The organism is Pseudomonas sp. ASL3 (assembly GCF_056680425.1).
On the sequence record NZ_CM155281.1, the window covers coordinates 2,909,155 to 2,923,336 of the forward strand.

Below are 14,182 nucleotides of genomic sequence, written 5' to 3' on the forward strand. Positions count from 1 at the left end.
ATCCCGTTCGGCCGACATGCTTTTGAGCGCGGTAGAGGTGTAGGCTTGGCTCATTGTTGATCTCCCGATTTAAGGGCACTTGTAATTGTTGGGACTAGTATAGGAACGCCCATTCTCGTCCTACAATGAAAAACAGCTCGCTTGGGCACTTAGTGCACATGATTGATTTATATAGGTTTATTTTAAATTTATGACGTCTACATCCGACACTGAATATAAAACCGTGCGTGGCCTGACCAGAGGTCTGCAGTTGCTCAATACGCTGAATCGCCTCGATGGTGGCGCCAGTACAGCCAGGCTGGCCGAACTCACTGGCCTGCATCGCACCACCGTCCGGCGCCTGCTCGAAACACTGCAAGACGAGGGGTACGTGCGCCGTAGCGAATCGGACGATAGCTATCGCCTTAGCCTGAAAGTGCGCGAGCTGAGCGAAGGTTTTCGCGATGAACAATGGATCTCCTCGCTGGCCGCCCCGTTGCTCGCTGAACTCATGCAGGAAGTGGTTTGGCCGACTGACTTGTGCACCCTGGACGTGGACGCCATGGTGGTACGCGAAACCACTCACCGCTTCAGTCGCTTGTCATTTCACCGCTCCATGGTCGGCCGCCGACTGCCCGTGCTGCTGACGGCCACGGGGCTCGCCTACCTGGCGTTCTGCCCCGACGCAGAGCGCGAGCGGATCATTGAATTACTCGCCAGCCGTGAGGATGAAGAAAGCCGCTTGGCACGCGACGCCGAAGCGCTCGACAACCTGCTGCGTAAAACCCGCCATCGTGGCTATGGCGAAAACTTCATGGGATGGAATAAGGAAGAAAAGATCGCCTCGATCGCTGTTCCCATTCGCGGAGAACAACGAATACTCGGTTGCCTCAATCTGGTGTACGTGGCGAAGGCGATGAGCATCGAGCAAGCGGTTGCGCGCTATTTGCCAGCATTGCGCCGGACAGCTGAAAAGATTGAACGTGAAGTTCTGCAACGACGCCTTGATGAGGTCAGCGCTGCCACTCACCCATGATGTTATTCAATGGACGAAAACTCATCGCGCTGCCCTCGTCGGCGAAAGCTTCCCGGGCTCTCACCTGTCCATTGCTTGAACGCGCGATGAAAGGCACTGGGCTCTCGAAAACCGACTTTCTGAGCGATGTCGGCAACGCTCATCGGGGTTGTTCGCAAACACTCGAAGGCAATTGAACGGCGCACCTCGTCTTTGAGCTCCTGATAGGAAAAACCTTCACGCAGCAATGCCCGGCGCAAGCTGACCAGATTGATCCCGAACTCTGTCGCAAGCTGCTCGAGGGTAGGCCAATGGTCATAGCCGCAGGACCTCAAGCGCTGATGCACCCTTGCGCTGAGTCCCTCACGATTGCGAAAGCGGATAAACACCGATTGCGGTGCATTGCGCAAGAAGCTGTACAAGGTCTTGCGATCCTGAACCACCGGAAGCCGCAGGTATTCTCGGTCGAACTCAATCTCCGTGACGGTCGCGTCAAACTCGACGTAGTCCCCCCACAGCAAATGCTCATCACCGTGAAGCGGTCGCGAATGATCAAACTGCGCGCGGCTGATGGGTATGCGCCTGCCCGCCAACCAGCACATCAAGCCAACGATCAGAATCATGAAGGTTTCAGTGACGACCGCTCTTAGATAGTCATCTTCGCAGTGACAGCGCATGACCACGACCACCCGCTTGCCCCGTACCTGAACCTCGCTGTGAATATCACGCAGGAACAAGGCGAAATAGTCCAGGGACTGGCGCAACGCCTTTTCCACCGTCGGCGCCTGAATCAAACCCCGGCAGATCAGGGCGAAACTGCCCAGCGGCATGCCGTGAGAGTCGAAACCGAAGAACTCATCGTCGAGCTCGCGCACCACCGCCAGCCACAGCCTGGCAAACGCGTCTGCCGGCACCCTGTCGCCCAGTTCATCGAATGACTGCGCGGCGAAGCCGGCTTCCTGCAGGAACCGGGCAATGCGCTCTGGTTGATGATGAAACCGAACCAGCAGCGCCTTGACGAAGAAGGATGAAACCGAATGTTTTTCTTTCATGGGGCCTGCGATGCGTATGGCGAAAAAGAGCAGTTTCGCTGAGCAGTTATGGCATAGGCCTGGTGCCTGATCGAGCCTAGACTACCTGACGGATCAATAGTCTGCAGATGCCTGACGGTGTCCTCTACAGCACTCGACCCGCGAGCCCACATAATAAGGTACCCATCATGAACAGCCCCGAAGTCTTTATCGTCAGCGCTGCACGTACTGCCATCGGCACTTTTGGCGGCGCACTCAAAGACGTGCCAATGGCCGAACTGGCCACCACGGCGGTCAAGGCCGCCCTGCTGCGCAGTGGCGTCGACCCGGCGCTGATCGGGCATGTGGTGATGGGTAATGTCATCCCCACCGAACCTCAGGATGCCTACGTCTCCCGGGTCGCGGCGATGAATGCCGGCATCCCCAAGGAAACCCCGGCCTACAACGTCAATCGCCTGTGCGGTTCCGGCTTGCAAGCGATCATTTCGGCGGCACAGACCCTGCTGCTGGGCGATAGCGAAATAGCCATCGGTGCTGGTGTCGAGTCCATGAGCCGCGGTCCGTACATCCTCCCCGCCGCGCGCTGGGGTGCACGGATGGGCAACACCCAGGCCATCGACTACATGCTCGGCATCCTGCATGACCCCTTCCATGGCATCCACATGGGCATCACCGCCGAGAACATCGCCGAGCGCAATAGCATCAGCCGCGAGATGCAGGACGCCCTGGCCATGGAAGACCAAATCCGCGCGACCCGCGCCATCGAGGAAGGTCGCTTTGTCGAGCAGATCGCCCCGGTAGAAATCCGCAGCCGCAAGGGCACGCAACTGTTCAGCGTCGACGAACACCCGCGCGCCACCACGCTTGAACAGCTCGCGCAAATGAAGCCCGCCTTCAAGAAGGACGGCTCAGTCACGGCGGGCAATGCCTCTGGCCTCAATGACGGTGCGGCGGCTCTGGTGTTGGCCACCGGCGCTGCGGTTCAGGCCAATAACCTGCGCCCTCTCGCCCGTCTGGTGGCCTACGCCCATGCCGGTGTCGAGCCTGAACTGATGGGCCTCGGGCCGATCCCCGCCACGCGTCTTGCGCTCAAACGCGCCGGTTTGACCGTGGCCGATATGGACGTCATCGAAGCTAACGTGGCTTTCGCCGCCCAAGCCTGTGCTGTGACTCAAGAACTGGGCCTGGACCCAAGCAAGGTCAACCCGAACGGATCCGGCATCGCCCTCGGCCATCCGGTCGGTGCCACCGGCGCGATCATTGCCACCAAAGCCATTCATGAGCTGCATCGCACCGGTGGGCGCTATGCGCTGGCGACCATGTGCATTGGCGGTGGTCAAGGCATCGCGGTCATTTTCGAGCGTGTTTGAGGAGTCGTACGTGAGCATTCAACACATCGCCATCATTGGCGCAGGCACCATGGGCAACGGCATCGCCCAGGTCTGCGCGCTGGCGGGCATCAACGTCACGCTGATCGACATCTCCGACCAGGCCCTGGAAAAAGGCCTGGCGACATTGACCGGCAATCTGGACCGTCAGGTCCGCAAAGAGGTCATCTCGCCCGCCGACAAACAAAGCGCGCTGGGCCACATTTCACTGAGTACCGATTACGCCATCCTGGCTCAGGCCGAGATGGTGATCGAAGCCGCAACCGAAAATCTCGATCTGAAAAAACGCATTCTCAAGCAGATCGACGCAGTGGTCGGCACCAACTGCGTTATCGCCACCAACACCTCGTCCCTGTCGATCACCGAACTGGCCGCCGTCGTCGGGCAGCCCGAGCGTTTTATCGGCTTGCACTTCTTCAACCCGGTTCCGCTCATGGCCTTGGTTGAAGTCATCCGCGGCTTGCAAACGTCAGACGCGACCCACGCCGTGGCGCTGGAGCTGGCCGGACAGATCGGTAAAAGCGCGGTGACAGCTCGCAACAGCCCGGGCTTCGTGGTCAACCGCATCCTGTGCCCGATGATCAACGAAGCGATCTTTGCCCTGCAGGAAGGCCTGGCCAGCGCCAAGGACATCGACACCGGCATGCAACTGGGCTGCAACCACCCCATCGGCCCCTTGGCCCTGGCCGATCTGATCGGCCTGGACACCCTGCTGGCGATCATGGAGAGCTTCCAGCAGGGCTTCAACGATCCTAAATATCGCCCGCCGCAGTTGCTCAAGGAAATGGTCGCTGCCGGCTACCTGGGCCGCAAAAGCGGTCGTGGGTTTTATTCGTACGAGTGATCCATTGCCATGTCCAGTCGCTGCAATACCGCACCCCATTTGCCTGATCCAGATCGGAACGCTCAGATCCGATATTCGCGGCAACTGGAAACCCGCGAGAAAGCGGTAGTGCTATTTGCTCGACGTGGATTTGCCCAGGTCGGCCTGCGCGAGCTGGCCACGCACCTGGGCATCAATGCCGGTTCGATCTACAACCATATCGAAAGCAAGGAAGCACTGTTATTCGAGCTGATCGAAACGCTGTACGACGACCTTCTGAGGATCGTGACGCGGCCTGTAAGCACCCGCATTTCGCCAGAAAAACGCCTGAACGACCTGATCATGGCGCACCTGGACCTGCACGAGAAAAAAGGCGATTTCTTTCGGGTTGCCGAGTACGAACTTCATTGCCTGGACGCCCCTCACCAGGCCTCCATCCTGGCGCTGCGCCAGCGCTATGAAAACCATCTGATCGATCTGCTGACACCCCTGGGCATATCGCCGGATAACACCGTGGCCATCACCACAGCCCGGACCTTTGTGCGCTTGCTGAACAACCTTCCCTCCTGGACTGCCGATGCTGATCTGGACGCAAAAACCTATCGAGCGCTGATGCGCAACATCGTCCTGGGAGCCGTGGGAGGGGCTATGTCGACACCGTTCCTATCAAATAAAATATAAATTTTAAGTCAGACACCGATCCAATAATGTAGGAGCTGACTTGTCTGCGAAGACCATACGCTGCGGTCTTTCAGGCATACCGAGTCACGGCTTTCGCAGACAAAACTACGCGTCCCGGTCTCTCCTACGCCCTCCGGGCAGAATCGAGACCGTGTTTGCTGCGCGACAGCGCGGCGTCGAAGACGGGCGGGATCTCCGATGCCACGTCGGCTAACACTCAACGGAACGGAGCAAGTGAGCACGCCCGTTTTCGCAATTAGCTAATGTAAAAATCACGTAGAAGCGGATAATTCGTCCTTGTAATCTTCGATATTCACCAGGAGGTTGCTATGCGAACGCTCGATCTGGCCGGCGTGTCCGTCCCTGTCATAGGCCAGGGAACCTGGCACATGGGTGAAGATCCGCACCAGCGTGCCAAGGAAGTGGCAGCGCTGCAATCAGGCATTGAGCTGGGCATGACGCTGATCGACACCGCAGAAATGTATGGTGAGGGCGGTGCAGAGGAAGTGGTCGGCGAAGCGATCTGCGGCCAGCGTGATCGGGTGTTTCTCGTCAGTAAGGTTTACCCGCACAATGCCAGTCGCAGAGGTATCCCCCAAGCGTGCGAGCGCAGTCTGAGCCGTTTGGGCACCGACTATATCGATCTGTACCTGCTGCACTGGCGTGGAGAATACTCGCTTGAAGAAACGGTCGAGGCCTTCGAGCGCTTGCGCGAAGACGGCAAGATCGGGCGTTGGGGCGTCTCCAATTTCGACGTGGCGGATCTGCAAGAGCTGGCCTCCCCCGTCTGCGCGACCAATCAGGTGCTCTACAACATTGAAGAGCGCGGCATCGAATTTGACCTGTTGCCCTGGTGTCAGCGGCACTACCTGCCGCTGATGGCGTACTGCCCGATCGCCCAGGCCGGGGAACTTCTGGCCAGCCCGACGCTCAAGCACATCGCCGCCCGCCATGGCGTGACGCCGGCCCAAGTGTCGCTGGCCTGGGTCCTGCGCCAAGACGGGGTCATCGCCATCCCGAAAGCTGTCCAGCCCGAGCATGTCCAACGCAATGCCGCATCTGCCGAATTGAAGCTGGACGTTGAGGATCTGAATGCGATCGATCGGGTGTTCAGTGCCCCCAGACGCAAGCATCCGCTGGCCATAGTATGAGCCCATTGATTGACTCTTGATTAGAGTGTCCTGAAATGAAAAGCACCGACCCGCGTGACCCCTTTGATTTGCAACGCTTCGTTCAAGCGCAGGATCCGGTTTTTGACCGGGTACAAGAAGAGCTGCGCAGCGGGCACAAACGCAGCCACTGGATCTGGTTTATCTTCCCGCAATTCGCCGGGCTGGGTTACAGCGAGATGTCCCGCCATTTCGCCATTGCTTCCCGTGAGGAGGCAGTGGCGTACCTGCATCATCCCTTGCTTGGCCCGCGCCTGGAGGACTGCACCCGCATGGTGACGCAACTCCAGGGCCGCTCGATCCAGTCGATATTCGGGACTCCGGACGACCTGAAATTCCATTCTTCGATGAGCCTGTTCGGCCTCGTCGCTCCCGACGGCAATATCTTCTGCACCGCGCTGGAGCAATATTTCGATGGCCAGTTCGATGCGCGCACGCTGTCCTTAGTCTAAAAAATCGACGCCCCCCAAACGTCTACAGTTTTGCTGAACCTCCCCCACCCCACCGACTCCAAAGAAGAACACCCGCTCGGAGAGTCGTCATGTCCTTGCACACCGTCGCCCGTTTCACCGACCTTCGTGAAGACCGTGGAACACGCATCGATATCGGCCCGTTAAAGATACTGCTGCTGCGGGCCGGTGAACGCGTCTATGCCTACCAGGCCGAATGCCCGCACGCCCAGGCTCCTCTGGAAGAGGGAGCAATCTGCAATGGCCGGTTGATCTGCCCCTGGCACAAGGCGACTTTCACGGTCGAGGACGGTCAGTTGTGCGAGCCACCAGCGCTGAGCAGCCTCACCCGCTATCCGGCAAAGGTGGTCGATGGCGACGTGCAGGTGGACGATCAGCCCCTTCCCCGCATCGAAACGGCGCAGCCCCCTGATTCGCGCTGCTTCGTGATCATCGGTGCCGGTGCTGCGGGAACAGCGGCAGTGGCCGCCCTGCGTGAAAAAGGTTATGCCGGCCGCCTGGTGTTGATTGATCGTGAAGCCGCTGCAGGCTATGACCGGACCGTACTGAGCAAATTCGTCCTCGCTGGCGACATGTCGCCTCAGGAGACACCGCCGCTCCTGGACGAGTCCTTCTACGGCGAACAGAGGATCGAGCGTGTTACAGGCGATGTCATTCGTCTCGATGCGGCGGCGAAAAGGGTTTCCCTGGCTGACGGGCGCACCTTCGACTACGACGCTGCCCTTCTCGCCAGCGGCGGCGAACCGAAGCCGCTGTCAGTCCCCGGTGCGCATCTGCAGAACATCCTGACGTTGCGATCCCGACAGGACGCCGAGCGCATTCTCGAGACGGCAAAGCCCGGTACCCGCGTGGTCATCATCGGTGACAGCTTCATCGGTCTGGAATCGGCATCGGCCTTGCGTCAGCATGGCCTGGAGGTCAGCGTGGTCGCCCGCCACGAAACGCCGTTCAGCAAACAGTTCGGTGAGCGCATCGGCATGACCATTCGGTCGCTGCACGAAGACCACGGCGTGGTTTTTCACGCAGGCACCGAAGCGAAACAGTTCGAAGGCGCGGACAAGGTCGAGGCCGTGCTGCTGAACAATGGCGAAAGACTTCCCGCCGATCTGGTATTGATCGGCGTTGGCGTCAGCCCCGCCACCGACCTGCTCGAAGGCGTTGAGCTCGACGACGACGGTGCGCTGCCGGTGAGCGACGGCATGCGCGCGGCAGAAGGCCTGTGGGCAGCCGGCGATATTGTCTCTTTCCCGCGGGAAGACGTGCCCACACGTATCGAGCATTGGCGCGTGGCCCAGCAGCAGGCGCGGATCGCCGCGCTGAACATGATGGGCGAAGCGGCGCACTACGCCGATGTACCGTTCTTTTGGACGTATCACTTCGACAAGACCTTCGAAATGCTCGGTCATGCCGACCAATGGGAGCGGATCGTCTTCGAAGGCAACCCCGAGCAATACGCTTTCATCGCCCTGCTCTGCAAAGGGGAGCAGGTCGAGGCAGTGGTTGCCTGCGAGTATTCGCGGCAGATGGCTTACCTGGCCGAACGCATGAAACAGCCCTTGCAACGTGAAGAGGCGCTGCAGATGATTCGACAGATGGCCACGCAAGAAGGTTGAGCGTCCTTGGCGCCCGCATCCTGGGCATGACCGACATCGAATTCATCTACACTTAAAAACCCATGGGAACGGAAGCCTCGGCCAAGGTATTTGCAGAAGCTCAGGCACGCCAGCCGGTCGAGGCGCAGCACTCATGAATCAGCGTTACACCCGCACGGCGATTTCCCTTCACTGGCTAGTGGCTCTGGGGCTGATCGGCACCTTCGCGCTCGGCTTCTACATGCTCGGACTGCCGATTTCGCCGACCAAGCTGAAACTGTTCTCATGGCATAAGTGGGCAGGCGTGACCCTGTTCCTCCTGGTACTGATACGACTCGTCTGGCGCCTGACCCATCCGGTACCGCCGCTGCCGACGACCATACCGGCGGTGTTGCGTCTCACGTCCCATGTCATGCATTGGTTGCTGTATGCACTGATGATCGCGATTCCGATCAGCGGCTGGCTGATGGGCTCGGCGAAAGGCTTCCAGACCGTGTGGTTTGGTGTCCTACCGCTACCGGACCTGCTGGCCAAGGACGCCGCGCTGGGTGACCGCCTGAAGGACCTGCATGAGGCGCTCAACTTCACCTTGCTTGGCCTGGTGATCGTCCATACGGGCGCCGCACTGAAGCACCATTTCATCGATCGCAACGATGTGCTTACGCGCATACTGCCGCTGAAAAGCAAGGGCTGACCGGAGAGTTCTATGAATTTTCGATACCTGCGTTCTGCCGCGTTGGCCGCCGCACTCACGCTCGGCGCCTTGACCTGCGCCCACGCCGTTGAATACAAGCGAGTGAACGCGGCGGCCAGCCAAATTGCCTTCACCTACACCCAGATGGGCGCGAGGGTGTACGGCAGTTTCGGCAAGTTCGATGCCAAGATCGATTTTGACTCGGCGAACCCCGCAGCAGCCCACGCCGAGCTCACCATCCAGCTCGACAGCATCGACGCTGGCACCAGCGATGCCAACATCGAACTGCAAAAGCCCGCCTGGTTCAACACGGCGGTGTATCCGGTGGCGAAGTTTGAATCGAGCAGCGTGAAGGCGCTCGACAACAACCGCTACGAGATCACCGGCAAGCTCGCGATCAAGGGCCGCACCCGCGACGTCAATGCCCAGGTCATTTTGAAGCCGCAGAACGCCATCGGCGTATTCGATGGCGAATTCATCCTCAATCGCGCCGACTTCAGCATCGGTGAAGGCGAGTGGGCCGATATCGGCATCATTTCCAACGATATCCACATCAAATTCCGCGTGGTCGCTCCCGCGCAATAACGCCCCTGACTCACCCCAGAATCAGATAGGTTTTGCGTACGGTTTCGGTGACTTGCTCTCGCTCGATAGCTCTTCATCTGCGAGATACGAGTACGCAGAACGCAGAACGCAGAACTACCATTGCGAATCAGATCGTCGTTTACCAAACATTCACTTGGCACCACCACAGCAAACCGTCATATTTTGAAATGCGTCACTAAGTGCTGCAGCCTGACTGCCTCACGCTCAAGATCAGCGCAGGCCTCGAACGTCGAATGCAAGTTCGCCACGCCGTGACGGTTCAAAGCATCTATCTGCGCTATGTCGTCATTGATCGAAATCACCACCGCCGTTTGCTCCTCTGTGGCAGCCGCGACAGACTGGTTCATCGCGTCTATTTCTCCGATGCGCTGGGCAACCCGGCCCAAACGCTCCCCCGCTTGGTTGGCTACCGTAACGCTGGTTTCGCTCTCGCGCTGGCTCTCGGTCATGGTCACCACGGCGGCTTGCGCGCCGACTTGCAGCTGCTCAATCATGGTTTGCACTTGTTGCGCCGAGTCCTGAGTGCGATGCGCCAGGTTGCGCACTTCATCGGCAACCACGGCAAAGCCTCTGCCTGCCTCTCCTGCGCGTGCAGCCTCAATGGCGGCGTTCAACGCCAGCAGATTGGTTTGCTGCGATATGCTGGTAATTACCTCAAGAATCTGCCCGATGTCGGCAGTCTGGGTTGCGAGGTTCTCGATGGTGATACGCGACTTGTCGATATTTCTCGACAGCCGATTGATCGCCTCGATGGTCATTTCGACGACGTTTTGACCGTCATCGGCCAGCTGCCGAGCGTCGCTGGAGCTCTGCGACGCCAGCGCGGCATTGCGGGCGATTTCAGAAGACGCCGCGCCCAGTTGATGGATGGCTGATACCACGCTCTCGGTGCGTGCCGCCTGCTCATCTGAATTGCTCATCGAAGTGCTCGACACCCTGGTCACCAACGTCGCGACTTGATTGAGACGAGCACTGGTGCCCGCCACGTCGCGAATTGATCCTTGAATGAATTCTAAAAAACGGTTGAACGACTGTGCCAGTGCACCGAATTCATCACGAGAATTGATCGGCAGGCGCTGAGTGAGGTCGCCTTCGCCATTTGCGATGTCTTCCAATGCTCGTCCCATTGTGTGCAACGGCCGCATCAGCCAACGGATCAACACTCCGAGCAACAGGATGATGATGGCGACCGCTATTAACGTGGCGGTGATCGCCAGGGTACGCAACTCACCCAGCATCGAGAACGCAGCCTGCTGGTCGATGACCATCACCACGTACCAATCGGCCGAAGGCACTCCATCGACATGGGTGAAGGAGATGAACTGCGAGCCGCCGCCGGTCCGGATTTCACGGACGCCCGGAGCGGGCGCAAGTGTGCTTTGTGGGAAGACCTCCTTGAGGTCTTTGAGGATGAACTGGCTATCTGGATGGACCAGCACCTTGCCGTCGGCGCTGACGATGAAGGCGTAACCATGCCCCCCAAAATCCAGGGTGTTGATCATCTTGCTCAAGGCGTCGAGGGACAGGTTGGCACAGGCCACACCGGAACGGTCTTGATACTTCACAGGCGTCGCCACGGTCATCACCAGTTTTCCCGAAGACGCCGCGACGTAGGGTTCAGTAAACACTGTTTGTTGGCTGTCTTGCGCCGCCTTGTACCAACTACGCACCCTGGGGTCGTAGTCGGCAGCGCGCACGCTTTCCGGCAGTGAGAACATCGAGCCGTCGCTGCCACCGTATGAAATCAGCTGAAAATTTTCTGCATATACCGGCAAGTCGATGGCCTTGAGGAGGCTGGCCTTATCGGTCCCCTCAACATTGAGCCGTTGACCCAGCGTCTGGATCAACTGCGTGCGACTTTCCAGCCATGTCTGAATATCGTGGGCGGTCAGCGTGCCCAACTGCTGTAACTTCGCGTCAACATCGCCGCGCAAGGTTTGCCGCTGCCGATAGTCGCTGACGTAGATGAAAGCGCTGAACGCCAGGATGACTATCAGGGCGGCGGCGATCAATATTTTGCGACTGAAACCAAGGCCTTTCATCGGCACACCTCCTCGATAAGTCGGCTGCGAACGAGCCGAGTAAAACCTGCGGGCAGCCGAGTGCTCCCGCAGGCATTTGGTGTTTTAAATCAGAGGAATCAGAACAGTGGCAAGCTATCGCTGAGCATCAGTCGGTTATGGTCGGCATCGGCGGTGCCGGTCGCCGCCTGGCTTGTAGTAGGACACAGTACTGGTCAGCCCCGGCACTCCGAGGCCGGCAAAGTCGTAAGCATACTGGCCGATCCAGGTTCGTTCGCCAGCACGAGTGAAGTTGCCTACCAGGCGATCGGTGTCAGTGCGAGACATCGAGCACCCTGGCCAGTCGTACGACGGTGACGCCTGGACCGAGATGCCTGAGCGACGGCTGGACCAACACGCAGTTGTCATAAGGTGTGACGACTTCCTGATCGCCATCCCGAGCGATGACAGTTCCAGAACGCGCGATCAGCTCCAGTCCGCGAAAGTCCTCGACAAAGTTGAAATCCATACTGTTGGCGACAACCGACTCAGTAACTTGGAGGAAACGTTGAGGCCCGGGTTTGCCGGTGCTTAGAAACTGTGCGACGTCTTCTTCACACACCGCTTGGGTGGTGATCAGAAAGCGCGCTGCCACATCCAGTGCGACCTGCTGGCTGTGTTGCGAAAAATGTTGACCGGTCTCGATCAGCAACGCGTTCTTCTTGCTGGCGGCATCGTTGAATTCATCGTAATCACGCATGCGACGACCGTTGGCGTGACCGGCATCGACGATTACCGTTGCCGGCACACCTAGGGTTGCGGCGAACTCCAGGCCCTTGGTGCGTGCACCACACATCATCAGCGGCGCGGATTCTTCATGCATCGAGTGGATGTCAAGCAGCAGGTCGACGCTGTCAATGACGGGGCGCAACTCGCGGGCCCGGCGCAGTTCGATAGAGTTCTGCTCACTGTCGAGCTTCGATGGTAGCCAGACCCGGTTCATGTCTTCGTCCAGGTAACGGGTCGCGTCGATGTTCTGTGGATCGAAGCGGTGGTATGCCTCGACGTTGCCGAAGCCCAGGCTCAAACGGCCCTGACGAGGGCGCACGCCACTTCGCAGGAACGCGTCCACCGCAATGGCACCGCTGACTTCGTTGCCATGGGTCAGAGCCATGATCATCACATGCGGCCCTGGCATCCCACTGTCGAAGCTGTGGACGTAGTCGACCCCGCAGTTACCGGTTTTCCATTGGCGGATATCGGGGAACTCAACCTCCACCGGGTACGGTTTCAGGGACGCACGAACTTGTTCAAGGGTCTTCATTTCGGTCTCCGACAGACAATAGCTCCCGCTTGCCGAGCAATCTGTAGGCGCGGCATATACGGTGGGTTTTACTGGAAAGGAATGGAGCGGCTTAAGGTCAGCTCGGGGTGTTATGACGCATACGACGGCCAAGGCAGACCACGGCGATGACACTGATCAGTGCAGTCGCCATGACGTAGAAGCTGGGTGCCAGCTTGTTGCCGGTGGCATCAATCATCCAGGTCACGATCAGCGGGGCAAAACCGCCAAACAGGGTGACCGAAAAGTTGTAGCTGAGCGCCAGGCCGGTACCACGAATGCTGGTGGGGAATATGTCGGCCAGCATCGCCGGGATCGGCCCCAGGCACGCGGCGATCAAGATGCCAACGATGGCTTGCACCAACAGCAAGACCAATACGCTGGGAAAGGTGTTGAGCAGCAGAAACATCGGATAGGACGACAAACCTGTAATCAGCAGCGCGATGGTCAGCACCTGAAACCGACCATGGCGATCCGAGAGGCCACCGAACACCGGCGCCATGATCATCAAGGTAGCTCCGGTCACCAGCGCTCCAAGGTACGAGGACGTGGCCGCGATGTGCAACTGCTTTAAGGCATAGATCGGCATGTAAAGCTTGTGCACATAGTTGAACGCCGTCGCACCAGCGACCACCCCGATGGCCAGCAGCAGGCTGACATGACCTTTGATCAACACATCACGCAGTGGGGTTTTATTCTGCACGTTCGCGACGGTCTTCTGGAAATCCGGGGTTTCATCGATCTGGCTGCGGATGTAAAAACCCACCGGCCCGATCAGTAGGCCCACGCCGAAAGCGACACGCCAGCCCCAATCATTCAACTGCACATCCGACAACCCATAGCTGAGCAAAGCACTTACCCCGGCCGCTAATACAGTCGCCAGGCCCTGGGTCGACAACTGCCAACTGGCGAAGAAACCACGTCGTTTGGCATCAGCGTGCTCGACCATGAATGCGGTCGCGGCGCCGAACTCCCCACCCGTGGAAAAGCCTTGCAGCATGCGAGCAACAATAATCAGAAGCGGCGCGGCCAGGCCGATCTGGTCATAGGATGGAGCGAAGGTGATCAGCGCGGTGCCGAGCATCATGATCATGATCGACATCGTCAGCGAGGCCTTGCGCCCCGCCCGGTCGGCGTATGAGCCCAGCACGATGGCGCCCAGTGGACGCATCAAAAAGGAAATGCCGAAGGAGCCGACGCTGAGCAGTAGTGAAGTAGTTTCGTTGTCAGACGGGAAAAACAGCTTCCCGATCACCACCGCGAAATAGCCATAGATCAGCAAGTCATAGAATTCCAGAGCGTTGCCGATACTGGCGGCGATGATCTCCTTCCAAGGACCTCGCTGGGTGGAAGCCTGTGCGGAATGCACGATTGATGATTGAACTGTCATGA

13 protein-coding genes and 1 pseudogene are annotated in these 14,182 nt (G+C 58.8%); 9 read left to right on the top strand and 5 right to left on the bottom strand.

Going from position 1 to position 14,182, the window contains the following annotated elements; translation table 11 throughout:
* Window positions 1-190: 190 nt before the first annotated feature.
* Window positions 191-1,015 carry a DNA-binding transcriptional regulator gene (locus tag AC1MEE_RS13355; RefSeq protein ID WP_480415798.1) on the top strand — a complete coding sequence of 275 codons (825 nt, stop codon included), beginning with the start codon at window positions 191-193 and terminating at the stop codon, window positions 1,013-1,015.
* A 2-nt stretch (window positions 1,016-1,017) separates the two neighbouring features.
* Here the strand turns inward: AC1MEE_RS13355 and AC1MEE_RS13360 are convergent, their stop codons facing one another.
* On the bottom strand, window positions 1,018-2,046 hold the full coding sequence (locus AC1MEE_RS13360) for an AraC family transcriptional regulator (protein ID WP_480415799.1): 1,029 nt from the start codon (window positions 2,044-2,046) through the stop codon (window positions 1,018-1,020).
* A 167-nt stretch (window positions 2,047-2,213) separates the two neighbouring features.
* On the opposite strand from AC1MEE_RS13360, the gene AC1MEE_RS13365 reads away from it, so the two are divergent.
* The 8 genes from AC1MEE_RS13365 to AC1MEE_RS13400 all read left to right on the top strand — a co-directional run bounded on the left by AC1MEE_RS13365 (window position 2,214) and on the right by AC1MEE_RS13400 (window position 9,427).
* On the top strand, window positions 2,214-3,395 hold the full coding sequence (locus AC1MEE_RS13365) for an acetyl-CoA C-acyltransferase family protein (protein ID WP_480415800.1): 1,182 nt from the start codon (window positions 2,214-2,216) through the stop codon (window positions 3,393-3,395).
* 10 nt (window positions 3,396-3,405) lie between these two features.
* The gene (locus AC1MEE_RS13370) at window positions 3,406-4,257 is read left to right on the top strand and encodes a 3-hydroxybutyryl-CoA dehydrogenase (RefSeq protein WP_480415801.1); all 852 of its coding nucleotides are present in this window, start codon (window positions 3,406-3,408) and stop codon (window positions 4,255-4,257) included.
* 9 nt (window positions 4,258-4,266) lie between these two features.
* The gene (locus tag AC1MEE_RS13375; RefSeq protein ID WP_480415802.1) at window positions 4,267-4,917 is read left to right on the top strand and encodes a TetR/AcrR family transcriptional regulator; all 651 of its coding nucleotides are present in this window, start codon (window positions 4,267-4,269) and stop codon (window positions 4,915-4,917) included.
* Window positions 4,918-5,246: 329 nt separating this feature from the next.
* The gene (locus AC1MEE_RS13380) at window positions 5,247-6,068 is read left to right on the top strand and encodes an aldo/keto reductase (RefSeq protein ID WP_480415803.1); all 822 of its coding nucleotides are present in this window, start codon (window positions 5,247-5,249) and stop codon (window positions 6,066-6,068) included.
* A gap of 35 nt (window positions 6,069-6,103) precedes the next feature.
* On the top strand, window positions 6,104-6,538 hold the full coding sequence (locus AC1MEE_RS13385; RefSeq protein ID WP_480415804.1) for a DUF1810 domain-containing protein: 435 nt from the start codon (window positions 6,104-6,106) through the stop codon (window positions 6,536-6,538).
* Between the two features lie 89 nt (window positions 6,539-6,627).
* Window positions 6,628-8,169, top strand: a complete 1,542-nt coding sequence (locus AC1MEE_RS13390; protein ID WP_480415805.1) for an FAD-dependent oxidoreductase — start codon at window positions 6,628-6,630, stop codon at window positions 8,167-8,169.
* A 133-nt stretch (window positions 8,170-8,302) separates the two neighbouring features.
* On the top strand, window positions 8,303-8,842 hold the full coding sequence (locus tag AC1MEE_RS13395) for a cytochrome b (RefSeq protein ID WP_480415806.1): 540 nt from the start codon (window positions 8,303-8,305) through the stop codon (window positions 8,840-8,842).
* 12 nt (window positions 8,843-8,854) lie between these two features.
* Window positions 8,855-9,427 carry a YceI family protein gene (locus AC1MEE_RS13400; protein ID WP_480415807.1) on the top strand — a complete coding sequence of 191 codons (573 nt, stop codon included), beginning with the start codon at window positions 8,855-8,857 and terminating at the stop codon, window positions 9,425-9,427.
* 176 nt (window positions 9,428-9,603) lie between these two features.
* Here the strand turns inward: AC1MEE_RS13400 and AC1MEE_RS13405 are convergent, their stop codons facing one another.
* The 4 genes and pseudogenes from AC1MEE_RS13405 to AC1MEE_RS13420 all read right to left on the bottom strand — a co-directional run bounded on the left by AC1MEE_RS13405 (window position 9,604) and on the right by AC1MEE_RS13420 (window position 14,180).
* A complete protein-coding gene (locus tag AC1MEE_RS13405; RefSeq protein ID WP_480415808.1) occupies window positions 9,604-11,490 on the bottom strand; it encodes a methyl-accepting chemotaxis protein in 1,887 nt (628 codons plus the stop codon).
* Between the two features lie 171 nt (window positions 11,491-11,661).
* Window positions 11,662-11,781: pseudogene (locus AC1MEE_RS13410) on the bottom strand (OprD family outer membrane porin); the annotation flags it as partial.
* A gap of 1 nt (window position 11,782) precedes the next feature.
* The gene (locus AC1MEE_RS13415) at window positions 11,783-12,772 is read right to left on the bottom strand and encodes a M14 family metallopeptidase (RefSeq protein ID WP_480415809.1); all 990 of its coding nucleotides are present in this window, start codon (window positions 12,770-12,772) and stop codon (window positions 11,783-11,785) included.
* Between the two features lie 97 nt (window positions 12,773-12,869).
* Window positions 12,870-14,180, bottom strand: coding sequence for an MFS transporter (locus AC1MEE_RS13420; protein ID WP_480415810.1), 1,311 nt, complete (start codon window positions 14,178-14,180; stop codon window positions 12,870-12,872).
* Window positions 14,181-14,182: the final 2 nt, after the last annotated feature.

Excerpts from the sequence above, each read along its gene's own strand:
- AC1MEE_RS13415 (WP_480415809.1), bottom strand. The coding sequence starts at position 12,772 with ATGAAGACCCTTGAACAAGTTCGTGCGTCCCTGAAACCGTACCCGGTG.
- AC1MEE_RS13385 (WP_480415804.1), top strand. The coding sequence starts at position 6,104 with ATGAAAAGCACCGACCCGCGTGACCCCTTTGATTTGCAACGCTTCGTT.
- AC1MEE_RS13400 (WP_480415807.1), top strand. The coding sequence starts at position 8,855 with ATGAATTTTCGATACCTGCGTTCTGCCGCGTTGGCCGCCGCACTCACG.
- AC1MEE_RS13395 (WP_480415806.1), top strand. The coding sequence starts at position 8,303 with ATGAATCAGCGTTACACCCGCACGGCGATTTCCCTTCACTGGCTAGTG.
- AC1MEE_RS13355 (WP_480415798.1), top strand. The coding sequence starts at position 191 with ATGACGTCTACATCCGACACTGAATATAAAACCGTGCGTGGCCTGACC.
- AC1MEE_RS13365 (WP_480415800.1), top strand. The coding sequence starts at position 2,214 with ATGAACAGCCCCGAAGTCTTTATCGTCAGCGCTGCACGTACTGCCATC.
- AC1MEE_RS13405 (WP_480415808.1), bottom strand. The coding sequence starts at position 11,490 with ATGAAAGGCCTTGGTTTCAGTCGCAAAATATTGATCGCCGCCGCCCTG.
- AC1MEE_RS13375 (WP_480415802.1), top strand. The coding sequence starts at position 4,267 with ATGTCCAGTCGCTGCAATACCGCACCCCATTTGCCTGATCCAGATCGG.
- AC1MEE_RS13360 (WP_480415799.1), bottom strand. The coding sequence starts at position 2,046 with ATGAAAGAAAAACATTCGGTTTCATCCTTCTTCGTCAAGGCGCTGCTG.
- AC1MEE_RS13390 (WP_480415805.1), top strand. The coding sequence starts at position 6,628 with ATGTCCTTGCACACCGTCGCCCGTTTCACCGACCTTCGTGAAGACCGT.
- AC1MEE_RS13420 (WP_480415810.1), bottom strand. The coding sequence starts at position 14,180 with ATGACAGTTCAATCATCAATCGTGCATTCCGCACAGGCTTCCACCCAG.
- AC1MEE_RS13380 (WP_480415803.1), top strand. The coding sequence starts at position 5,247 with ATGCGAACGCTCGATCTGGCCGGCGTGTCCGTCCCTGTCATAGGCCAG.